14 protein-coding genes are annotated in these 23,485 nt (G+C 64.0%); 6 read left to right on the plus strand and 8 right to left on the minus strand.

The genetic code is table 11. The annotated features are described in order from the left end of the window. Positions 1-75: 75 nt before the first annotated feature. The gene (locus tag O7A05_RS00400) at positions 76-519 is read left to right on the plus strand and encodes a PPC domain-containing DNA-binding protein (protein WP_337090976.1); all 444 of its coding nucleotides are present in this window, start codon (positions 76-78) and stop codon (positions 517-519) included. A gap of 7 nt (positions 520-526) precedes the next feature. On the opposite strand, the gene O7A05_RS00405 is transcribed toward O7A05_RS00400, so the two are convergent. Continuing rightward, positions 527-1,135 (minus strand): cysteine hydrolase family protein, encoded by a 609-nt coding sequence (locus O7A05_RS00405; RefSeq protein ID WP_337090977.1) that lies wholly within the window; start codon positions 1,133-1,135, stop codon positions 527-529. Between the two features lie 168 nt (positions 1,136-1,303). Here O7A05_RS00405 and O7A05_RS00410 point away from each other — a divergent pair, with 168 nt between their 5' ends. Together O7A05_RS00410 and O7A05_RS00415 are read left to right on the plus strand one after the other, a co-directional pair. Beyond that, positions 1,304-1,735 carry a GFA family protein gene (locus O7A05_RS00410; RefSeq protein ID WP_463150618.1) on the plus strand — a complete coding sequence of 144 codons (432 nt, stop codon included), beginning with the start codon at positions 1,304-1,306 and terminating at the stop codon, positions 1,733-1,735. Next, the gene (locus O7A05_RS00415; RefSeq protein WP_337090979.1) at positions 1,729-2,742 is read left to right on the plus strand and encodes an ATP-dependent DNA ligase; all 1,014 of its coding nucleotides are present in this window, start codon (positions 1,729-1,731) and stop codon (positions 2,740-2,742) included. The genes O7A05_RS00410 and O7A05_RS00415 overlap by 7 nt, the downstream gene beginning before the upstream one ends. Before the next feature lie 33 nt (positions 2,743-2,775). Here O7A05_RS00415 and O7A05_RS00420 read toward each other — a convergent pair whose 3' ends face one another. Further along, positions 2,776-3,987 carry an NAD(P)/FAD-dependent oxidoreductase gene (locus O7A05_RS00420; RefSeq protein ID WP_337090980.1) on the minus strand — a complete coding sequence of 404 codons (1,212 nt, stop codon included), beginning with the start codon at positions 3,985-3,987 and terminating at the stop codon, positions 2,776-2,778. Positions 3,988-4,128: 141 nt separating this feature from the next. Between O7A05_RS00420 and O7A05_RS00425 the strand changes: the two genes are divergently transcribed. Beyond that, complete coding sequence (locus tag O7A05_RS00425) at positions 4,129-4,410, plus strand: hypothetical protein (RefSeq protein WP_224514813.1); 282 nt, start codon at positions 4,129-4,131, stop codon at positions 4,408-4,410. 24 nt (positions 4,411-4,434) lie between these two features. Here the strand turns inward: O7A05_RS00425 and O7A05_RS00430 are convergent, their stop codons facing one another. From O7A05_RS00430 to O7A05_RS00440, 3 genes are all read right to left on the minus strand, one after another. Beyond that, complete coding sequence (locus O7A05_RS00430; protein WP_337090981.1) at positions 4,435-5,184, minus strand: metallophosphoesterase family protein; 750 nt, start codon at positions 5,182-5,184, stop codon at positions 4,435-4,437. Beyond that, entirely contained in the window at positions 5,177-5,983 is an 807-nt protein-coding gene (locus O7A05_RS00435) for a nucleotidyltransferase family protein (protein ID WP_337090982.1), read from the minus strand. Before O7A05_RS00435 ends, O7A05_RS00430 begins: the two co-directional genes overlap by 8 nt. Positions 5,984-6,096: 113 nt before the next feature. Continuing rightward, complete coding sequence (locus tag O7A05_RS00440; RefSeq protein WP_337090983.1) at positions 6,097-6,258, minus strand: hypothetical protein; 162 nt, start codon at positions 6,256-6,258, stop codon at positions 6,097-6,099. A gap of 256 nt (positions 6,259-6,514) precedes the next feature. Here O7A05_RS00440 and O7A05_RS00445 point away from each other — a divergent pair, with 256 nt between their 5' ends. Together O7A05_RS00445 and O7A05_RS00450 are read left to right on the plus strand one after the other, a co-directional pair. Continuing rightward, on the plus strand, positions 6,515-8,830 hold the full coding sequence (locus tag O7A05_RS00445) for an FdhF/YdeP family oxidoreductase (protein WP_337090984.1): 2,316 nt from the start codon (positions 6,515-6,517) through the stop codon (positions 8,828-8,830). Between the two features lie 260 nt (positions 8,831-9,090). Beyond that, positions 9,091-10,422, plus strand: a complete 1,332-nt coding sequence (locus O7A05_RS00450) for a PQQ-dependent sugar dehydrogenase (RefSeq protein WP_337090985.1) — start codon at positions 9,091-9,093, stop codon at positions 10,420-10,422. Positions 10,423-10,788: 366 nt separating this feature from the next. Here the strand turns inward: O7A05_RS00450 and O7A05_RS00455 are convergent, their stop codons facing one another. From O7A05_RS00455 to O7A05_RS00465, 3 genes are all read right to left on the minus strand, one after another. Next, positions 10,789-11,334 carry an invasion associated locus B family protein gene (locus O7A05_RS00455; protein ID WP_337090986.1) on the minus strand — a complete coding sequence of 182 codons (546 nt, stop codon included), beginning with the start codon at positions 11,332-11,334 and terminating at the stop codon, positions 10,789-10,791. Between the two features lie 98 nt (positions 11,335-11,432). Then, a complete protein-coding gene (locus O7A05_RS00460; RefSeq protein ID WP_337090987.1) occupies positions 11,433-19,706 on the minus strand; it encodes an autotransporter-associated beta strand repeat-containing protein in 8,274 nt (2,757 codons plus the stop codon). Further along, the gene (locus O7A05_RS00465) at positions 19,703-22,927 is read right to left on the minus strand and encodes a beta strand repeat-containing protein (RefSeq protein ID WP_337090988.1); all 3,225 of its coding nucleotides are present in this window, start codon (positions 22,925-22,927) and stop codon (positions 19,703-19,705) included. Before O7A05_RS00465 ends, O7A05_RS00460 begins: the two co-directional genes overlap by 4 nt. Between the last annotated feature and the right edge of the window lie 558 nt (positions 22,928-23,485).

Consider the following 23,485-nt stretch of genomic DNA (forward strand, 5'->3'; position numbering starts at 1 on the left):
TCCAGAACCAAGCAAGGAACACGCTGCCCGCTTCCGAGTTCGGCCTTTGGTGGTGGCCGTTGAAGCGAGTTGATCATGAAATCGAAGCTGGTTGGCGAGACATCCGAACAAAGGACATTTGTGGTCGTGCTTGACCCGGGCGAAGAAGCTTTCGCTTGCCTGACTGCCTTTGCGGTCGAGCAGGGGATGACCGCCGCATCCCTGACCGCAATCGGGGCATTCGAGAAGGCGGTGGTCGGCTGGTTCGATTTCCAGTCGAAATCCTATCGCAGGATTCCCGTCGATGAGCAGTGCGAAGTGCTGAGCGCGATCGGCGACATCGCCGTCGACGATAGAGGCAAACCCAGTCTTCCCATGCATGCCGTGCTCGGCCTCGGCGATGGGTCGACGCGGGGCGGACACCTGCTGGAAGGCTACGTGCGACCCACGCTGGAGGTCACGGTGCTGGAATCGCCTGGCCACCTGCGCCGCCGGAAGCGTTCCGAGCTTGGCATCGCGCTGATCGATCTCGAGGCGTAGCAGCCTCTCAATTCCAGGCCGAGAGAAGGACCTCCATCTCCACCGTCTCAACCTGCTGGGCGAAGCGCTGATGATAGACGGTCATCAGCGCATCATGGGTAGCGTCGGATGAGCTGCAAAGCGCATCCGTGACCAGCACGACGCGGTAGCCGATGTCGATCGCTCCGAGAACTGTGGCGAGAACGCAGACATCGGTTTCGCCGCCAGTGATCACCAAAGTATCGACACCTCGGCCGGCAAGCTCTGCCTGCAGTCTGCCCTCCGGCCAGGGTGAATAGACATGCTTGTCGATCACTTGGGCCGGCGGACAAAATGCGCGAAGCGCCGGCAGCAAGTCCACCATCTGCGGACCAACGGCTTCGACCGTCATCGAGGCCCATCGCTCGTAGTAGCGTCTCCAGGTGCCTACGCCGTGCCCCGCCCTCGCCGCCGGAATAAAGCGGGTAAAGATCGTTTGCTCGGCCTTTCTTTCGACCAGACTCACAATTCTCGGAAGGACCCGGGTAATCCAGGGCGTCGCCCATTCCGAGGGCTCGGCAAACAGCTTTTGCATGTCGACGCAAAGATGGGCGCAGTGATTGCCAAGCGGCCCATAGGTCAAGCCCGGAGCTGACATCAGAACACCCGATAAATTCGGCTCGGCGGAAGCGGAATGAAGCGGAAAAGCATGTACGGCAACGCGCGGCAGTGTTGATTGGAGATCATCCTTGGAATGTTGAACAACGCTTTGGTTCGTTGGCTGTTCCCGCCGGAAACCAGATCCCGCGCCGACCGTTCAAGCTGAATGGATGCAGCAGAGACTCTCACCAACCCGGCGACTGGCGAACGTTCAGGCGGATGCCTCTGCGGCAGGATCCGTTACCGCGTGACCGGCGATCCACGTGTGCACTACTGTCAATGCGACATGTGCCGCCGTGCGACCGGCAGCGCCTTCGCGGTGCTCGCATGGTTGCCTTCTGCCGACGTGTCATGGCTGGGCGAGGAGCCGTGCTTCCGGCGCTCATCACCTCTCGCCAAACGCGGCTTCTGCCAGGCTTGCGGCTCTCCTCTTACCCTGGCCTACGACGCCGCCCTCAGCGAGATCGCGCTGCATGTCGGAACCTTCGACAATCCGGCGGATCTTGAGCCGCAATACAATTACGGATCGTCGCAGCGGCTCGGCTGGGTTTGCTGCGGCATCGACCTGCCTCATCGCGATACGGAAGAGCGATGGTAGCCGCTCGGGCGAACAGCTTTCCGTTGCCGTTGGACACGCCGCCGATGGAAGCGCGAACTGCGGAAATGTTGCCGACGCAGGACGGGCCTTGGCAGTATGAGCCGAAATGGGATGGCTTCCGCTGCCTCGCCTTCAAGGGCAAGGAGGACGTCGATCTTCGCGCCAAATCCGGCAAGCCGCTCGGGCGCTACTTTCCGGAGCTGATCACCATGGTGCGAAGGCTCGACGCCAAGGATTTCGTCGTCGACGGCGAGATCGTGATCGAGATCGACGGCCGCGCTTCCTTCGACGCGTTGCAGATGCGGCTGCATCCCGCGGAAAGCCGCATTCGCAAGCTGAGCATGGAGACGCCGGCGCGATTGATCCTGTTCGACATGCTTGTCGCGCCGACCGGCAAGATCATGCTCGAGGCGCCCCTGATCGACCGACGCGCGGCATTGGAGACGTTCTTGTCCGGCTGCGCAGGCGCAGCGCTGCGGCTGTCGCGATCGACCACCGACATTGCGACTGCCGAGCAATGGCTGAGCGGCTCGGGCCAGGGTTCGACCGACGGGGTTGTCGCCAAGCGGCTGGACGAGCCATATCGACCCGGCGAGCGCGCTATGATCAAGGTAAAACGGCTACGCACAGCCGACTGCGTGGTCGGCGGCTTTCGCTATCTCAATGGCACGCGGCTAGTCGGATCGCTGCTGCTCGGCCTCTACAATGACAATGGGCAGCTCGATCATGTCGGCTTCACCTCGACCATCGCCAATGGCGAGCGCGTCGCTCTCACTGAGAGGCTCGAAAAGTTGCGTGGCGGGTCAGGCTTCACCGGCAAGGCACCGGGCGGGCCGAGCAGATGGAGCACCGAACGCAGCGGAGAGTGGGAACCGGTGCGGCCAAAACTGGTCGTCGAGGTCCGCTTCGACCATGTCACCGGCGGCCGTTTCCGGCACGGCACGAGGCTCTTGCGCTGGCGACCCGACAAGGCGCCGAGCCAATGCACGTTCGAGCAGATCGAATAGCTTCCAATCCGCTCGCAACGATTGCTCTCAGAATCATATTTTGAAAGCGAAGAGATCGGCATCGGCATCCTGTGCGCCGGCGATCGAGGCGGAAACGATCTCGGAAGCAATCTGTGAAAAGGTGATCCCGTTGCCGCCATAGCCCATCACCGCATGAACACGCGGATGACCGGGCACGCTGCCGATGATGGGAAGGCCGGTGCCGGTGGCCCCGAACGAACCGCTCCAGGTGAAACGTGCTGCCGTGTCGAGCCTCGGAAAAATCCGCGCGAGTTTCTTCTCCAGGCGCTCGGTCTTTTCCGGCGTCAGCGCATCGCGCCTTTCATCGTCGGTGAAATCCTCATCCTCACCGCCGCAGACCACGCGCCCGTCAGAGGTGGCACGCAGGTAGAGATAGGGATCGGAGGCTTCCCATATCATGGCGGCCTGCGGCCATATCTTGTTGGGCTGCGGGTCCGTCGCGATAGCCCAAGTGGAAATCACGCGATGGTCGATCGCCGGCACGACATCGACGAGCTCATAACCCGTGGTCAGGACCAGATGCTTTGCGGCAATGGCCGGGCCATGCCGGGTGCTTACTGTCACGCCCAGGCGTGTGTCCTCTATGGTCGTTGCTTCGGCGGGCGCGTAAAAACGGGCCTTTCGCTTCAATGTCTGAAGCAGCAAGCCGGATGTCAGCTTTCTCGGATCGAGCGCAAGATTATCGTGACTGAGGATGGCCGCGGCGCGATCGATGGCGAATTCGCTTCGTAGCTCGTTGTGCGTCATGAAGGACGCCGCGATACCTGCTTGCCGCCGTGCCTTTGCTTCGTGGCGCAGGTCCGAGGCCCCTAGCTGTTCGCCTGCGAGGTAGAGCGAGGGCGTGGCCACGCACTGACAATGGATGCCGAGCTCGCCAATGCGGCCGCGCAGATTTACGAGCGCCAGCCGGGAGCGTCGCCAGGCCTCTCGAGCGGCGCTGTTGCCAATCATCTTGGACAGTTTTGTCAGCGGCTGATCTATCTCGAACAGGACGAGCGCCGTCGTGGCGGCGGTCGACCCTTTCAGCGGGCCGCGCCTGTCGATGCAAATCACGGAATGGCCGTCGCGGGTCAGCGTTTCAGCCATCATTGCGCCGCTGATGCCCATACCGACGATCAGCACGTCGGTTTTAACGTCGCGCGTCAGGCGATCGACAGGCACGGAAGGCGGGCGATAGGCAGACCAGACAGGCGTGCCGCCTCTAAGATCGAGCTTGCGAGGCATGAGCGTTCCCGATTTCGCACGATAAGTCACAACGCGCCATGCTGTTCCCGGGCACGCGCGCCGACCGTTGCGTGATTGCATGAGCGGAACAACTGTTTCGGCGAAAGGTTCTTCACTCGAAGCTCAGCATTGGAGAACGTCATGGACCCGCGCGACAAACAGCGGCCTGCAAAGACCGAAGAAACCGAAGCCCCGACTATCGAGCAGCAGGACTGGGATGCTCTGGAGGGCGGCAGAATCCTGCCTGACAGCGTTGCCGTGAACGGCGACCCGCAGGATGATGCTGAAGCGGAAGGCGATCTGCCGGAAGAGGATGACGATAACCCCTTCCAGGAAAGTGACGAAGCCTTGCCCGACGATCAGGAAGAGCGTGTGCTGTCCAAGGATCCTTCCAAGGAAGGCAGCCGGTTTGACGAAGTCTAGCCGGTCACCAAATCGCTGGCCGGCTCAGATCTCGAGCAGCGCGTAAGGCCGGCCGGTCGGTTTCGCGATATGCATGGCGACATTGTAAACTTTCGCGCCGCCGGGAGTTTGGCCTTCGAAAGTGCCACGATGAGCATGCCCATGCACGACGGCGCTCACCTTGAACCGGTCGATCGTTTCCGCCAGCCGGGAAGAGCCGAGGAACGGGAAGATTTCCGGCGGCTCGCCGGCGACCGTCTCCGCGATCGGTGCGTAGTGAAGCACCACAAGCGTCCGCTTGGCGCGGACTTGCCGCATGGCATTTTCGAGCCGCATCGCCTCGCTCACGCTCTCGGCCACCATGGCCTTGATTGCCGGCTCACCGAAGGACCCAAGCATCCTCGGGCCGAAACCGCCGACAAAGCCCTTCACGCCGACAAAGCCGACTTCCATCAGCTCCGTCGCCTGTCCATCGAGGAGATGAACGCCGGCCTGGCGAAGCGTCGCCGCGATCTGCTCTGCGCAACCGGATTCGTAGTCGTGGTTGCCGAGCACCGCAACCACGGGAATCGAGCAGGCCCGGAGATCCTCCGCCAGAAGCTCGGCCTCCTTCGGCTTGCCGAGATTGGTGAGGTCCCCGGTAAGCACCAGGACATCGGCTTCGCGCGAAACCTCGCCGAACAGATCGCGGTAGGAGGTCTGCGCATCTTCCTGAACATGCAGATCGCCCACAGCGGCGACTTTGACTTTGCCATTCCCGTTCGGTTTGCGGTCTGCCTTGCTTTGTTCAGCCATCGCGGAATTCTCCAACACCGCCGACGCCTGCGAAGCCCCATTCCTTGACGTCGATCTCATAATCGATCTGCGACAGCAGCCGGCCACGGCAGATCTTCATTCTGGGCGACGGCAGCCGCCGCTGTGTGGTCAGCCGCTCGAGCAGTTCGTCGAGCAGCCAGTCGGGGACAAGGTCGCGCTCGCTCGGATAGATCCAGCGGAAGTTGAGCAACTGCATCAAAAGCACCTCCCAGTGGACGTCGAGATAGGAGAGCAGCCTGTGCCAGTCGATCTGGTCATGCGCCTTGAGGATGGTGTGGGCGATGTCGGCGCCATCGTGACGGCCCCTATCCTGAATGAAGCATTTCGACCAGATGAGCTCCGTCGGTCCGATGATCCGGACACGGCTGCCGAGCAGTTCGACCTGGCGGGCATGCTCCAGCCACTGGTCGTCGACCAGCATGGTGCCGTTGGCTGATGCAAAGATCACATCGAAGAAATGCGAACCTTCGAAGACCTTCCCCAGCCAGCGATCGTCCTCAATCTCGACGGCGTAGCCGATATCCTTGAAATGGGCGAGGACGCGCGGGCAATCGCCGGCCTTGCAGAAGATATCGAGGTCCTTGGTCTGGCGCACGACGCCGGTATAGGCGCTCACCGCATAGGTCCCGGCAACCAGAAAAGGAATGTCGGTGGCGGCGAGCTCGCGGATCGCCTGCGTATAGAAAGCTTCCGCCTCCGCGCTCTTCAGCGTCGGCTCCGCCTTGGCGTCGATCACAGGCAGCGTCGCCAGCACTCCCGGCAACTCGTCGTTGGCCATCAACCGTTGCTCCGGTGTCGATCTTCACGTCCGCATCGATAATAGCGACGGCCCCGCGTTGTTCCGCCGTCAACGACACTGCCTTGGATGCGGCGCCGCCAGGACGGGCCGCTTTAATCGCCTTTCTCTCGGTACAGACGCTCGGTTGCCCGGTCGCTTTCGCGTCGCTCCGCCGGTCCGCGGCGACGGCGGTTGAGGAGAACGTAGACGATCACGAGCAAAAGAATGAGGGGACCGCCCGCGACGACGATGAGCCACAAATCGGTGCCTGACATTGGTCTTCCTTCCCGGATCGAAGGCAATGTTCCCGCAACCAGGGTTGCCGGTGGTGCGCCAACCCCGGTCTTCGCTAACCGGTAAAAGGGTCAAATGTTCCGCTGTTGGACAGGTTGCGGCGGGCAGTTGTCGATGGCTGAGCAGCCTTGGCGGCCTATCTCGCGCAGAACGACTCTGCCGCAGCGTTCGCCGGCACTGGAACATAGCGCCCCCAGAAGGGTTTGAGATCAAAGCGATAGCCAACCGAGCTCCACCATGAGGCCCTCCACTACCAGCCACATCGAAATTCGCAAATACAACCACCCGACCGGCGGATGGGGATCCCTCAAATCGCTGATCCGCAAGGCTCGCGCACAAGGTCTGCTGACGTCCGGCATCTGGAGCACGCTGCTCAAGCAGAACAAGGCGGACGGCTATATGTGCGTGTCCTGTTCCTGGGCGAAGCCTGCCGAGCCACGCCCGTTCGAGTTCTGCGAGAATGGCGCCAAGGCGACGATTTGGGATCAGACGAAGCGGCGCTGCGGCCCGGAGTTCTTCGCCGCGCATTCCGTCAACGAGCTGCTCGACTGGCCCGATCACGATCTGGAAAAGCAGGGGCGGCTGCTCGAGCCGATGCGCTACAACGAGGTCACCGACAAATATGAGCCGGTCGCGTGGGAGGCCGCATTCCGGGATATCGGCGAAGAGCTGAGCAAGCTCGATCCGAAATCGGTCGTTTTCTACACCTCGGGCCGCGCTTCGCTCGAGGCATCTTTCATGTATCAGCTCTTCGCACGCATCTACGGCTCGAGCAATCTGCCGGACTCTTCGAACATGTGCCACGAGTCGACCTCGGTCGGCCTGCCTGAGTCGATCGGCTCGCCGGTCGGTACCGTGCAACTGGAGGATTTCAGCCGTTGCGACCTGATGTTCTTCTTCGGCCACAATACCGGCGTGACCGCGCCGCGATTGCTCCACCCGATCGAGGAGGCGCGCCAGCGCGGCATACCCGTCATCACATTCAATCCATTGCCGGAACGCGGCCTGAAGCGTTTTAAGAATCCGCAGAACCCGATTGAAATGCTTTCGCCGGGCGCCGGCACCAAGATGTCCAGCGACTTCTTCCAGATCCGCGGCGGCGGCGATATCGCCGCCATGACCGGGATTGCGAAAGCCGTTCTCGCGCTCGACGATGCGGCGAGGCGGACCGGCGCGCCGCGCGTCCTCGACACCGCTTTCATCGAAGAACACACGCACGGCTTCGATGCGTTCGAGGCCTATCTGCGCCGCACACCTTGGGAAAAAATCGATCTGCGTTCGGGCATCGCGCGCGCCGACCTCGAGCATGTGGCGGATGTCTACAGCAAGGCATCGGCGGTCATCGGCAATTACGGCATGGGCCTGACGCAGCACCGGCACGGGACCGAGAACGTCCACATGCTTTGCAACCTGCTCCTGATGCGCGGCAATATCGGCAAACCGGGCGCCGGCGTGTCCCCGCTTCGCGGCCACTCCAATGTTCAAGGCCAAAGAACCGTCGGCATCTCCGAAAAGCCCGAACTGGTGCCGCTCGACAAGTTTGCCGAATTTTATCGGTTCGAACCGCCACGCGAGAAAGGGCGCGACACCGTCGAAACATGCGAAGGCGTGATCGACGGCTCGGTGAGGGCGTTCATTGGACTGGGCGGCAATTTCGTACGGGCCGTCCCGGAAACCGGGCTTGTCGAAGACGCTTGGCGGCACCTGAGATTGCATGTCCAGATCGCCACAAAGCTGAACCGCAGTCACCTGATACCGGGAGCCGTCACCTATTTGCTGCCCTGCCTATCGCGCATCGAAAAGGACCTGCAGGCTACCGGCGAGCAGCATGTCTCCGTGGAGGATTCCACCGCCTGCATCCATGGCTCCTTCGGCTATCGCACGCCAGCTGGACCCAACCTGCTCTCCGAGCCACGCATCGTCGCCGAACTCGCCAAAGCGACAGTTGCCGGCAAGAGCTCGATTCCGTGGGATGAATGGGTGGCCGACTATGCCCGCGTGCGGGACGAGATCGAACGTTGCTATCCGGACCACTTCAAGGACTTCAACAAACGCTTCCTGGCGCCGGGCGGGTTTCATCGCGACATCAAGGCTTCGAAGCGGGTGTGGCAGACCCCCAACAAGAAGGCCAACTTCAAGCCGCCGACGATGCTGGAAACGGATCCGGATATTGATGTCTCGCAATCGGACGTGCTGACGCTGATCACGGTTCGCTCCAACGATCAATTCAACACCACCGTCTACGGCTACCGCGATCGCCTTCGCGGCATCGACGGGACGCGCATGGTGTTGCTCATGAACGAGCAGGATATCGAACGGCTGGGACTCCATGACGGACAGGAGATCGATCTGGAATCGGCGGCAGGCGACAATGTCGAGCGCCGCGTGCATGGATTGCGCGTCACTCCCTATTCAATTCCACGCGGCGATTGCGCCGGCTACTATCCCGAGCTCAATCCGCTCATTCCGCTGTGGCACCGAGCCGAAAAGGCTCATGTGCCGGCGGCAAAGTCGGTGCCGGTCCGCGTGGTGACGTCGGCGCCATCTCGCTAGGGCCTGATGCCGAAGAGCGTCGAGCGGTTTTCGGACGACATCATTGCCCTATTTCTTTGAATTAGAGGCGGATTCAGTTTCCGGTCGAATCGACCTGAAATCATCCGGCTCTAGCGCCGACTTGGCGATTGACCAAAAGGTAACGGGACAGCGGGGTCGCTGTGCCAGTCCAGCGCGCCAGATTGCAAGCAATCTGGAATAAAAGGCCGCCCGATGGCGTTTATGCAAAGACCACGGCGCAATCCGTGCGGAGGACTCCGATGTACGCCGACTTCCCGCGAAACTCGGTCCTAGTCGTATTGGTTATACTCGTGGCGAGCTGCTCCAGCGTTCCGGTGCAGCAAACGCCGGCGGCAGCCGGCTATGGCCCTAACCCCACCCTGCCGAAACCAACACCCTCGCTGATCCCGACTGTTAACATCGCCCAGGCCACAGGCTGGCGGGAAGGTGGTATGCCGACCCCGGCGAAGGGGCTGAGAGTGACGGCCTTCGCCACCGGCCTCGATCATCCGCGCTGGCTGCATGTGCTCCCGAATGGCGACGTGCTTGTTGCCGAAACCAATGCCCCTGCCAAGCATGACGATGGCTTCAGCCTCAGAAAGCTCTTCATGAACCAGGCCATGAAGCGGGCCGGCGCCGCGACGACCAGCGCTAACCGCATCACTCTGCTGCGCGACACCAATGGTGACGGCATCGCGGATGTGCGCCGGATTTTCGCAGAAGGCCTTAATTCGCCCTTCGGCATGACGCTTTCCAAGGGCAAGCTCTATGTCGCCGACACCGATGCGCTCGTGGCTTTTCCCTACTCCAACGGCCAGACCCGAGTAACCACGCCACCAGAAAAGATAGTCGACCTGCCGGCCGGAGACATCAACCATCATTGGACCAAGGACGTGATCGCAAGTCCGGACGGAAGCAAACTCTATGTCACCGTCGGCTCGAACAGCAACGCTGGTGAAAACGGCATGGAGGCGGAAAGGAACCGCGCCGCCGTCCTTGAAGTGGATCGGTCCAGCCGCAGCATCCGGGTCTTCGCATCGGGACTGCGCAACCCGAACGGGCTTTCCTGGAACCCTGAGACCGGTAAGCTTTGGGTCGCTGTGAACGAGCGTGACGAGATTGGCGACGATCTCGTGCCTGATTACATCACCTCAGTTCGCAACGGCGCTTTCTATGGCTGGCCCTACAGCTATTATGGACAGAATGTCGACGAACGCGTCAAGCCGCAGCGCCCTGATCTTGTGGCGAAGGCCGTCCAACCCGACTATGCGGTGGGTTCCCATACCGCCTCGCTGGGACTGGCCTTCTCCGGCCACGCGTCGCTCGGCCCCGCCTACGGCAACGGCGCTTTCGTTGGCCAGCACGGCTCTTGGAACAGAAGCGTGTACAGCGGTTATAAGGTAATCTTTGTGCCGTTCCGTGGGGGTAGACCAAGCGGGTCCCCGAAGGATGTGCTCACGGGCTTTCTCGGACGTAATGGCGAAGCCATGGGCCGTCCGGTCGGCGTTGCTGTCGACGGGGCCGGCGCGCTGCTCGTCGCCGACGATGTTGGCAATGTAATCTGGCGGGTCAGCCGAGCGAACGGGCGTTGAGAGCCGGTGCCTTGCTGGCTCCCTCTATTGGATCCGTTCAAGCGCACCTGACGAGCGCGCAGCGGCGCTGAATGACTGCGGCAACACGACGCTTAACAAGGCGCATGCGGAGTTCTGCGGGATGGCGAGGAAGATGGGAGGCTGATGGCTACGCACGAATGAAATCGACGGCGGATCCAGTGTCCGCTATTTTCGTGCACACCTTTGCCTATGGTTGGCAAGATTAGTATAGGGCCGGGCGCACCGTCTTCTCTCATTGTTGAAGGATGAACTGCCAACACCGGGAATGTCGGGCCATTTCAGGCTGATTGGGGCCGTTGAATAAACCTCAGCATGACTGATCCTTGGTGAACCAGAAGACGGCGATCATTTCAACAGCGCGACCGTCCTGTCGACAGCGCTGGGGAAGCCGTTCAGCGACAGAGCAAGCATGGTCTCCTTGCCCCCGTCGGCAACCACCTTGACCTTGAGGCTTTTGCCGTCGCGCAAGGTCGCCAAGGTCTCGGCGTCAAAGCTCAGATCCACGATGCAGCCGCCGGGCAGGCAGGTGCGGAAGCGCAGCGGCGGCAGGGTCGGACCGTCATCGATCTGCAGCGTCGCGCCCTGATCCAGCGCCAGGCCGAACGGCAGCACCAGCGTTCCCTGGACGGCCTCGCCGGCCGGGCGCAGTTCCATCGCCAGCACGCGCTGGCGCGACTGGCTGTCCGTCTGCTCCTGCGACAGCGCACAGACCTTCACGCCGGCGCCGTTCTGGGTGGCGAGATTGCAGGAGACGGTCCAGTCGCCATGCCCTTCCCTGAGCGAGGTCGCCCCTCCAGGGAGGGCTGCCGTTTCCTGCGCGAATGCGGCGGCAAAGGAGAGCAGGCTTGCGGCGATCAGCGTGGCATATCCAATTCGTCTGTATCGTTTCATCTTGTTTCCATCTCTCAAAAAATCAGCCCGGCGGGAATGCGCACATCCGCGCATTCTGATGCTTCGACATACTGTGCGCGATATCTTCTCGTGCTCGGCTACCAGCGCACGCTGAAGCCGAGCTTACCGCTGATGACATTGCTATCGCCGAAGCTCGCCAGGCTGGTCTTGGCCAGCGCCTCGCCATAGACCGAGTACTTGCCGTCGCCGAAGTCAAGCGAGCCGCCGAGGCCGACGCCGCCCCAGACCTTCTGGTTCTGGCTGGAAAGCTTCACGCCCGAGACATCGACATCGGTTCCGTCGAGGAAGTCGTAATAGAGGTTGGCGATGCCATAGACATGCGCGCGGCTCACCTGGCCGGCGCTGTCGGCCCACTGGTCCTCATAGTCGGCCGAAATGCCGAGCCGGCCGATCAGGCTGTCGCCGCTGCCGGGCGACACGATCGCGCCGAACCGATCGGTGAACCTGTCGAAGTCGACCGCCGAATAGGAAAGCTGCGCCTGCGGGGTCAGCAACCAGTTGGAGCGCAGCGCGATCTTCTGGCCGCTCTCGATGCTCAAGCCATAGCCGAAGCCGTTGTTGCCATCGGCAAGCTTGCCCAGCACGGCCGAGTTGATGTCGCTGTCATACCAGGTCGCCTGGGCCTGGCTATCGACATAGAAGCCGCTGTTGCCGAGCCAGGTCAGCGTGCCGCCGACGCCGTAGCCGGTGGCCGCGATCGAGCCGGTGCCGAAGGTCGATGACACGTCCGAGGAGACGGTGCCGTAATGGACGGTGATGCCGCCCAGCAGGATGCCGGCCGCGCTCTCATGCAGCAGGCCGTCGACGCCGGCGTTGAGCTTCCAGGTCGTCACGTCGTAGTCGGTGCCGGTGGTCGAGGTCTTCGGCTCGAACTTGCCATGCGCGGCATCGATCCGCGCCCAGATGGCATTGCCGTCGACCGGGCCCTGGCCGGGCACATCGGCGCCCTGCGGCGTCGCGCCCTCGCCCCAGGCCCGGTTGCCGATGCGCTGCTGCAGCGTGCCCAGTTCGTTGAAGCTCTGCAGCACGCCTTCATAAGCCTCGTAGAGCGGCGTGCTGGGCGCATAGAGCGGACCGCTCTGGTTGATCAGGGTCGAGCGCAGATACCAGTCGCCGTCGGCCGGCGTGCTGACGCCGTTCTTGTAGAGCCGGTAGGCGTAAGCGCCGCCGACCACGGCCTGGTCGCCCTCAAAGACATAGTCGCCGGCAAGCGTGAAGGTGCCGGCCGAGCTGCCGTCGATGTCGACGATCTTGATGCCTTCGCTGGTCTGCGCGCCCGCGCCGCCGATATTGCTGACCGCCAGGATACCGGTGCCCGACGTGCTGCCATGCACGACCAGCCTGTCGGTCGCAGACGCATCGCCGTCCAGCGCGGCATTGATGAGGATTTTGCCGCCATTGCCGACATAGTCACCGCTAACCGTGAGCACCGTGCCGGGTGCCGCAGCACCGAGCCGCACCGCGCCGCTGTTGTTGAGCGAGGCCACCGTCTGGTCGAAGCCGGCAAGGTCAAGCATGCCGCCGGAAGCGACGCTGAAGGCGGAGGTCGCGTTGAAGGCCCCGGCCTTGCCCGCCGCCAGGGTTCCGTCCTGCACTGTCGTCGCCCCGACATAGGAGCTGTTGCCGGCCAGGATCAGGGTGCCGAAGTCGACCTTGGTCAGCCCGGCGTTTCCAACAAGGTCGGACGCAATCGTCGCCTTGTAGCCGGCGCTGCCGCTGGTGCCGTCGCCGACATTGATGATGGCCGGTCCGCCGGTCAGCGTGATGGCATCGCCCTGGATGCGGTAGCCGTCGGCGGCGAACTGCATGCCGTTGACGGTCACCGCGCCGTTGCCGTTGTCGACGCTCACCGTTCCGGGCGTGCCCTGGAACACGGCGAACTGGCCGTTGCTCCACGGCGCATTGACCTCGCCGCCGGGCGTCGTCCAGTTGTTGCCGGAGCCGGCCACCTGCCAGGTGCCGTTGCCGCCGTCGACCACGCTGTTGTTCTTGGGGCCGGCATCGCCGTCCCAGAAGGTCAGCAGCTGCCCGGCCGTGTTGATGAGGTTGACCTGTTTGGCGATCGACGTCTGCACCGAATAGTCGGGCGACGTCAGCGTCAGCCCGTTGTCGATCAGCGCGCCATTGTAGTTGAACACGCGGTAGACGCCGGGCCCAAAGCTGCCGCCGGCGGTCGCCGTGATGTTGAGCGTGCCGTCGAGCGTCAGGTTGCCGCCGACATTGACGACGTCATTCAGCGCTCCGCCGGGCGCGTTGGCCTGCCCGAAATTATACAAGAGATTGGTGCCGCCGCTGAGCGTCAGATTGCCGTTGATGGTCAGCGCGCCGGCGGAATTGCCGCTGCCGCCGGGGCTGAGCGTGCTGCCATCCGCCATGGTGACATCGCCGCCGACGATGCCGGTGCCGCCGAGCGTCGCCCCGCCTGCCACCGAGGTCAGGCCGGTGGCGCCGGACTGGTTGCCGTTGACGAGCAAGGTGCCGCTGTCGACGTTGGTTTGCCCGCCATAGGTGTTGGCGGCGGTCAGGACCGTGGTGCCGCTGCCGATCTGGTTCAGCCCGCCAGTGCCGGAGATCACGCCGCCGAAGGTGATGGCATCCGAACGGTCGAAGGCCAGCGTGCCGTTGTCGACGACATTGCCGGCCAGGCTGCCGAGGGCGCCGCCATTGCCGACCTGCAGCGTGCCCGCGGCGATCGTCGTGCCGCCGGCATGGGTGGCAGCGCTCGCCAGCACCAGCGTGCCGGTGCCGTCCTTGGTCAGCGGGCCGGCGCCGATGATGCCGCCGGTCAATGTGGTGGTCGTGGCTGCGTCGGTCAGGAACGTGCCAGCGCCGGCAAGCGTGACGGCGCGGCCGGTCGTGATGTCGGCGGTGGTGTTGAGCGTGCCGCCGTCGAAGCTCAGGCCGCCGGCCGCGTCGCCGAGATTGGCGTCCTGAGAGATCCGCACCGTGCCGCCGTTGATCGCGGTGCCGCCGCTGTAGCTGTTGGTTCCCGAGAGAACCAGCGTGCCGAGGTCGTCCTTGACCAGCTGGCTGTTGCCGGTGAGGTTGGAGGCGATGGTCGCCACAAAGGTTGCGCTGGCCGCGGTGCCGTCGCCGACGCGGATGGTCGATTGCGGCCCGACCAAAGCGATGTCGCCGCCCTGGATGAGGTAGCCGTCGGTGGCGAACTGCATGCCCGAGGCGCTGACCTGTCCCAGCGAATTGTCGACCGCGACGGTGCCGGCCGTGCCGGCGAAGATGGCGAAGGCATTGTCCTGGTAGGGCGCGTTGATCGCACCGCTCGCATCCGTCCAATTGTCGTTGCCGGTCGAGTTCTGCCAGGTGCCGTTGCCGCCATTGACGGCGCTGTTGTTCTTCGGTCCGGCGTCGCCGTCCCAGAAGTTGAGCAGCAGGCCGGCGGTGTTGACCAGGTTGACTTGGCTTGCGATCGAGGTCTGGACGAAGAAGTCCGGCGACGGGATCGTGCCGACGTCGAGGCCGTTGTCGGTCAGCGTGCCGCCATAGCTGATGACCCGGTAGATGCCGGGGCTGAAGGTGCCGCCCGGCGCCACGGCGACGTTGATCGTGCCGTCGAGCGTCAGGTTGCCTGCGACCACCGTCAGGTCGTTGAGGGCGCCACCGGCGACATTGGCCTGGCCGAAATCGTAATTGAGGGTCGATCCGCCGCTCAGCCCAAGGGCGCCGTTGATGGTGAGTGTGCCGGCCGCCCCGGCCGCACCCGGGTTCATCGAACCGCTGTTCGCCACGCTGACGTCGCCGCCGATCGTGCCGGTGCCGCCGAGCGTGCCGCCGGTATTGACAGATGTCGGGCCGGTGGCGGCCGACTGGTCGCCATTGACGAAGAGCGTGCCGCCATCGACGACCGTCGCGCCGGTGTAGCTGTTGCTGGCGGTGAGCGTCGTCGAGCCGCTGCCGAACTGCCGGATGCCGCCGCTGCCGCTGATCGTGCCGCCGAAGGTGACGGCGTCCGAGCGGTCGAACGCCAGCGTGCCGTTGTCGACGACATCGCCGAGGATCGAGCCCGATGTGCCGCCATTGCCGAGCTGCAGCGTGCCCGAAGAGATCGTCGTGCCCCCGCTGTAGGTGCTGTCGCCGGTCAGAACCGTGGTGCCGGTACCGATCTGGTTGACCGCGCCGGTGCCGGAGATCACGCCGCCGAACGACAAGGTGTCGGAGCGGTCGAAAGCCAGCGTGCCGTTGTCGGTGACATTGCCAGCGAGGCTGCCGGCGGTACCGCCATTGCCGACCTGCAGCGTGCCCGCCGCGATCGTCGTGCCGCCCGAATGCGTGGCATCGCTCGCCAGCACCAGGGTGCCGCCACCGTCCTTGGTCAGCGCGCCCGCGCCGGCGATGCCGCCGGTCAATGTGGTCGTCGTGCCGCCATCGGTCAGGAACGTGCCGGCGCCGGCGAGCGCGACAGCGCGTGCGCTGGTGATGTCGGCGGTGGTGTGGAGCGTGCCACCGCCGAAGCTCAGGCCGCCCGCGGCAGCACCGAGATTGGCGTCCGACGAGGCCTGCAGCGTGCCGCTGTTGATCGCCGTGCCGCCGCTGTAGCTGTTGGTTCCTGACAGCACCAGCGTGCCGAGATCGGTCTTCACCAGCTGGCTGGCGCCGATGAGGTTGGAGGCGATGGTGGTCGTATAGCCGGCACCGGCCCCGGTGCCGTCGCCGACGCGGATAATGCTCGAGCCGCCCACCAGCTGGATGTCGGCGCCTTGGACGAGATAGCCGCCGGTGGCGAACTGCATGCCCGCCGCCTGCACCTGGCCATTCGTGTTGTCGACCGTGACCGTCCCGGCCGCACCCTGGAAGATGGCGAAACTGGCATTGGCGAACGGCGCGGCGAAGGTGCCGGTGCTGTCGGTCCAGTTGGTATCGCCGGCAGCGCGCCAGGTGCCGTTGCCGCCATTGACGATGCCGTTGGAATGCGGACCGGCATTGCCGTCCCAGTAGCTGAGCTGCAGGCCCGCCGAATTGACCAGGTTGACCTGGTTGGCGACCGAGGTCTGCACGAAATAATTGGGATCCGTGACATTGAGCCCATTGTCGGTCAACGAGCCGTTGTAGCTGATGATGCGGTAGGTGCCGGGCCCGAAATTGCCGCCAGGGCTCTGCGTCACGTTGATCGTGCCGTCGAGGGTGAGATTGCCGCCGACGTTGATCAGGTCGTTGAGTGCGCCGCCGACGACGTTCGCCTGGCCGAAATCGACATTCAGGTTCGAATTGCCGAGCGCCAGATTGCCGTTGATGGTGAGCGTGCCGGGAGAATTGCCCGTTTCGCCGGGCGCCAGCGTGGCGCCGTCGGCGACGGTGACGCTGCCGCCGATCGTGCCGATGCCGCCCAGCGTCGCCCCGCTCGCGACCGTCGTCGGTCCCGTGGCGCCGGCCTGGTTGCCGTCGACAATAAGCGTGCCGGCATTGACGTTCGTCGCGCCCGTATAGGTGTTGATTCCGGTGAGCGTGGTGATGCCGGTGCCGAGCTTGTTGACCACGCCGGTGCCGGAGATGGCGCCGTTAAAAGTGTAATTGTTGTTCAGGTTGAAGGCGAGCGTGCCGTTGTTGGTCACGTTCGGCGTCGCCAGCGCGCCGGCCACGGCGCCGGTGCCGATCTGCAGCGTGCCGGCCGAAATCGTCGTGCCGGACGTGTAGCTGTGATCGCCCGTCAGCGTGAGGGTGGCGGCGCCTTGCTTGTTCAAGCTTTCGAAACCGGTAATCTGAGCGCCATTGAGCGTACGGCTGAAGGTGGTGGTCACCTGCAGCGTGTCGGAGCCGCCGCCGCCGTCCACGCCGACTCCGGCGATCGTCGCAAGACCGCTCAACAGGAACGTGTCGTTGCCGCTGCCGAGATTCAATGTGGCTGCGCCGGTATTGAGCGAACCGGCGGTGAGATTGACAATGTTGCCGCCTCCGCCCAGCGTGCCGTTGCCGAGCAACGTGCCGCCAGTGATGTTGATCGTGGCGCCGCCGGTCCCGCCCGTGAACAACGTCTGCGTGCCACCGGCTGCCTGGACCGTGCCGCCGCCGACGTTGAGCTTCGAGCCGGAGTTCATCGTCATCGTCGGCGTGGTTATGGAGGCGCCCCCTCCGTTGCTCTGCAGCGTGCCAGCGTTGATCGTGGTCCCCCCGGTGCTCGTCAGGCTGCCGTTGACCTGCAATGTGCCCGCGTCGACCTTGGTCGCTCCGACTTTGTTCGTCGCCGTGAGCACCGTCGTGCCGGTACCGACCTGCGCGATCGTGCCGATGGCCGCCTGCGGATCGGGGTTGATCGTACCCGTGAAACTGAACGTGTCGCTGCGGTTGAACGACAATGTCGAGGTCGCGTTGGCGACGATGACGTTGCCGGCGCCGGCATTGCCGCTGGTGCCACCATTGCCGATGATCAGGTTACCGTCATTGACGACCGTGTTGCCGGTGAAGGTGTTGTTGCCGGTGAGGACCCAGGTGCCGCTGTCGTTCTTGGCGAGTGTGGTCGTGCCGCCGGGGCCATCGATGATGGTGCCGCCCATCGTGTTGAGCCCGGTATTGGTGCCGCCGAGGGCCAGCGTGCGGTTGCCGCTGCCGGTATAGGCGGCCGAACCGGTGTTCTTGAAGACGATCGCGCCGGTGCCCGAGGACTCGATGAAGCTGATGCCGGTCTGCAATGTGAACAGGCGATCCGTCTCGTCGCCAGCGCCCGTATAGCGTAGCGTCGAGCCGCTGCCGATCACGAGGTTGGATGCCAGGTTCGACGACTGCCCGATCGAGCTCGCCTGGCCGCCGTTGGCCAGCTTGCTCACCGCAAGCACGCCGCCGCTGATCGTGGTGACGCCGGTATAGGTGCTGGTCGTGTTGTTCAAGACCCACGTGCCGGCACCGGACTTCGTCAGCGACGTGACGCCCCCGGATGGATCGTCGATGCGGGCAGAAAGCGAGTTGTTGGCCGTGTTGCTGCCGGCGAGCGTGAGCGTGCGGTTGCCCGTTCCCGACAATGTGACCGGCGCCGTGCTGGTGAAATTGATCGCGCCCGTGCCGGAGGCATCGAGAGTGCCGCCGCTCGCGCCGAGCGTGAACCGGCGGTCCGTGCTGCCGGCCGCGCCGATATATTGCAGCGTGCCGCCATTGAGCACCAGGTTGACAGCAGCATTGGACGAAGCGCCGATCGAGCTGTTGCTGCCGCCATCGGCCAGGCAGCTCACCGTAAGCCGGCCGGCATTGACGACCGTTGCGCCCGTATAGCTGCTGTCGCAGCCGCTGAGCGCCTCAAACCCGCCGCCGGACTTGATCAGCTGCCCGCTTCCGCTGATCACGCCGCCATATGTGCCATTCGAGTTTGCGTTGGTGATGGTGAGCGTACCGCTGCCCAGCGTGACATTGCCGCCGGTCGTACCGCCGCCCTGCAGTGCAGAGATAGAGAGGTTCTTGTCGTTCACGTCAAGGGTGACGCCGGCGGTATTGCTCAGCGCCACGGCGCCTATGCCGAATGCGCTGTCCGAACCAGCCCGTAAGATGCCGGCCGTGACCGATGTTCCGCCGCTGTAGTTGTTGGTGCCGGACAATATCAGCGTGCCGGGTCCCTCTTTCGTGAAGCCCCCCAGCCCAGTCGCCGTTCCGCTGAACTCCAATGTCGTTGCGGCGGTCGCGACTTGGATAAAGCCGCCACCCTGCAGTGTGAATCCTCGGTCGATGCTGACGCTGCCGCCCGTGTAGATCAGCCTGCCATTTATGACCAGATTCGATGAGGCGTTGCTCGACGCGCCGATGCCGCTCGCCGACAAGCCATTGGCAAGGCAATTGGTGCTCAAGTTGCCGCTGATGATGGTGGTGGCGCCCGTGTAGCTGTTGTTGCAGCCAGTCATCACCTCTGTACCGCCATTGTGCGCGAATCCGCCGGTGCCGGTGATTGTGCCCGTGAAGGTGCCGTTGCTGTTGGTTGTCAGGGTCGCCGCGCCCAACAGCACGCTGCCCCCGCCGTTGAGCCCGCCGACCGTGTTGTTGTTGCCGGCGAGGTCCAGCGTCGTGCCGGTTGCCACGGTCATGGCGCCCGTGCCGAAGGCGCTGGTGGACCCGGCGCGCAAGATGCCGGTGCTCACCGTGGTGCCGCCGGTATAGGTGTTCGTGCCCGACAGCACCAAGGTGCCGGCGCCGCTCTTGGTGAGGCTGCCCGCGCCCGTGGCCACACCGCTCATCGTCAGCGTCGTGCCGCCGGTCACGTCGATGCCGCCGCCGCCCGTACCAAGTGTGAAGCCGCGGTCGGTGCTGGCGGTTGCGCCGATGTAGCCAAGCTTGCCGCCGTTCTGCAGGACCAGGCTGGATGAGGCATTGCTGGATGCGCCGATGGAACTGTTGCTGCCGCCATTGGCGAGCGTGGTCACCGCAAGCGTGCCGCCGTTGACGGTGGTGGTGAGGTATAACTGTTGTTGCTCCCGGCAAGCGTCAGCGTGCCCGCGCCGTCTTTGATTAAATTGGCACCGTCGGGGCTCACCACCTGCCCGGAGACGGTCAGATTGGCGGCGGCATTCGTGACGTTGATCGTGGCCGATGTGGCGGCGCCGGCTCGTGCGATGGTGAAGCCGCGGTCGGTGGAGGCGCTGGTCCCGGTATATTCCAGCGTGGCGCCCTGGATCACCAGGTTCGATGAAGCGGACGTCGCGGCGCCGATGGCGCTGGCGACACCGCCATTGGCGACCGAATTGATCGAGAGCGTGCCCTGGCTCACGGTGGTGGCGCCGGTATAGGTATTGCTGCTGGTGAGCGCCACCTTACCCGTGCCGGCTTTGCTGAAGCCGACGGCGCCGGTGTTGTCGACGATGGTCGAGGCGATGGTGAAGGTGCCCGCGCCGTTCTGCTGGACGCCCAGCACGCCGCCGCCGAGCGTGCCCGTCATTGAGCCGCCGGTGATCGTCTGGTTCGCCGCGCCCACCGAAGGCGCGACGATGATGGTGCCGTCGACACCGAGGGTCTGGCCGCTCGCCACGGTCACCGTCGAGTTCGCGGCCGCGGTATATTGCAGCCCGCCGATCTGGATGCTGGCGCCGACCGTGTTGAAGAAGGGCGTGTTCGCCGATCCGCCGGCGTCGCTCAGGATCTGGTTGGTCTGCCACAGGCTGGCGTTGTCCTGGTTGACGTAATCGGCCGCGGTGAAGGCAACGATGTTGCCGCTTACTACCTTGGCATAGTTCGAGCCATTGACCGTTGCCCAGCGGCCGAGCGCCCGGTCGGGTCCGGTCGTGCTGATCGCACCGGCCGTGGGCAGAACGAAATTGGCGAGGCCGCCGGTGCGGGTGATGGCGCCGAGACTGACGGTAGTGCTGCCCCCAGCCCCGGAGGTGGCGCTCACCGTGTTGTTGCCCGTCGTGATCGTGAGGCCGCCGAAGCTCTGGAGATTGGTCTCGCCGGCTGCACCGGTAATCTTGAGCGTGCCGCCGTTCATGACCAGGGCGGAAGACGCCGAGATGATGTTGCTGCTCGGTCCGCCGGCCGGCGAGAAGTCGAGCGCCAGCGTGCCGCCGCCGACGGTCGTCGCGCCCGTGTAGGTGCTCGCACCGGTCAAAGTCAGCGTGCCTGCGCCGAGCTTGGTCAGGCTGCCGCCGGTGCCGGTGATGCTGCCGCCATAGATGCTAGTGACTCCAGTACCCAGATTGAGGGTAAGATTGCCGCTCCCCATCGCGACGGCGCCCCCCGTGCCGTCGAGCGAGGCGGGCGCAAGATTGTTACCATTGAGGTCCAGTGTGCCGCTGTTGACCGTGACATTGGTCACCGTTCCGAAGGCCGAGGCGCTGCCGGCGCGCAGCGTGCCGCCGTTCACGGTGATGGCGCCCGTTCGCGTGTTCGCGCCTGTAAGCACCCATGTGGCCGAACCAGAGCTGGCGAGGGCGCCCGTTCCGGAGATCACGCCGGAGAAGGTGTTGTCTGCGCCGGTATAGCTGCCGCCGAAAGTCAGCGTCGAACCGGCATTGAGTGTGGCGGCGCCACTAAGCGTCAGCGCTCCTGAGCCATCGTTACTGATCGCGCTCGCGCCGCTGACTGACGATGCGCGGTCGCTGGCGGCGGCGGCGCCGGTATAGCTGAGGGTGCCGTTAAACAGCGCGATGCTCGTGCCCGCGCCGAGAGAGCTGTTCGCGCCGCCATTGGCGAGCGTGCCGACCTTAATGATGCCGCTTTCGATCGAAGCCGCGCCGGTAAAGCTGTTGGCATCGCCGAGCGTAACGGCGCCATTGGCGCTACCGATGAACCGGAACGTGTTGGCCGTTGAACTGCTGAGAACGCCCAACACCTGCAAATCGGCGCTGGCGGCCGAAAATGCGACAGCCGTCCCCCCGGTTACCGAAACATTGCCGGTCAGCTTCAGCAGGCCGCTGCCGGCGTTCTGGAGAAGGGCGGTCGGTGTGCCGATACCGGTGTTGATCTGCCAGTTCCGGTTGGATGTATTTCCGGTTCCGGTGTAATAGAGGCCCGACACACCTGAATTGGCCGTCAAGCTGATTGTATCTCCGGCGCCTAGAGCGCTGGCCTCGCCGATATTGCCTATCGAGGTGAACGACGCCGTGGCCGCGCTGTTCACGAAAAAATTCACCGGACCGGTAAAGTCGTTCGTGTTGTCGCTCAGCGTGATCGCGCCCGTGCTGCCGACGGCGGTGACGTTGAGCCCTCCGCTTCCGGTGTAGTGGGCGGAGCCCGCGCCGCCTACCTGCACAGTTGCTTGGCCCGTGAGACTAACTGTCCGCCCGGTCAGCGATCCGCTGGCACTCAAGGTCGTACCAGCGGACAGATTTACGACATTGTTTGTGTTGCCCAGCGCAGCGTTCGAGCTGACCGACAGAATGCCGGCATTGACGTTGATTGCACCGGTGAAGCTGTTTGTGCCCGTCAGACTTAAAGTGCCGGCGTTGACGTTTACACTCCCCGAAAACGTGTTGTCGCCGGAGAGGGTCAAAGTGCCGCCACCCGCCTTGGTCAGCCCTGCCGTGCCGGCGACGATCGAACTGATGGTGGCGTTGCCGGCTGCCGTGATCGTCGGCGTCGCGCCGCCGAGCGTCAGCGTGCCGCCGGCGATGGTGTAGCCGCTGACATTGAAGGTGAGGTTGCCAGCCGTGATCGGCGCGCCCAGCGTCACCGTCCCCGCCGTGCCGGCGAAGATGGCGTTGTCCGGGGTGCCGTTGTTCCAGGTGACGAACGGGCCGGCCGTGGCATTGCCGGTGGTGTTCCAGAGCGGCGGCGTTGCGGTGTTCCAGGTTCCGGTGCCGCCGAGCTGGAGCCCCGAGCCATCGGCATCCCAGTAGAGATCCGCGGCTGCCGCCGGATTGGCCGCAACGCCCATGAGGAGAGTGAGCAGAACGGCGGCGCTGCGCGGACGAGGGGCCGAAGCGATCGTGTGGGCGAGATTCGGAGCATAGCTCGCCGCCTGCCCCTTCCACTTGGTCATACGGCCGCCGCGCAGCAGGCGCGAACCAGACATGTTGGCGCGGGACGCGGTTGCGGACGAGCGCTTCCCGCGCTCCAGGGTCTCAGCTGAACGGTCCTGGACTCGGCTCATTCTTCCCCCTGGGCGCCAACCCTGGCGGGTCTCGCGACCACCGGTCGCGATCTGGCGCACGCGTGCGATTGCAATTGGAAATTCGGATCGAAGTCGGCCGCCGCGGATGCCACCCCGGGATCAAGCGGAAGTCGCCATCCGGGAAAGCCTCGCCTGAGAAGCGGAACGCGCCATGTCGCTCCAGGCAACCGGCATATGAGAAAATTGTGCGCTTCTTGCGCCGGATGAGTCGCCCTGCCCCCGAAGGCATCTGCGGAAAACCCGGCGCCCTTGGGACAACTTTGCTAATCCAGGGATCTGCGGAACGCCGAAGCATCGCGTCAATGATCGGGATCGCAAGCAGCCGCCCGAAAGGATCGCGCCCGTGTATCCAATATGTCTGCGGCTCTTCGGAAACCTGCGGCGACCGGCACGTGCCGCAACCCGCAATGTCGGGCAAAGCTCGGCATGTCCCCCGTCCTCCTCGGCGCTTTACGACGTGCTCACGCATGGGAATGGTCCCCGCCCATGCATCAGCCTTATGAAACCCGGCATGGTTTCAATTGAACTCAACAAGACATGATTCCAAGACTTAAGTATTTCAAGAATCTGCTGTGTCGTTCGAAAAAATCGGCTAGA

Source organism: Mesorhizobium argentiipisi (SeqCode) (assembly GCF_037179585.1).
Classification (GTDB): domain Bacteria; phylum Pseudomonadota; class Alphaproteobacteria; order Rhizobiales; family Rhizobiaceae; genus Mesorhizobium; species Mesorhizobium argentiipisi.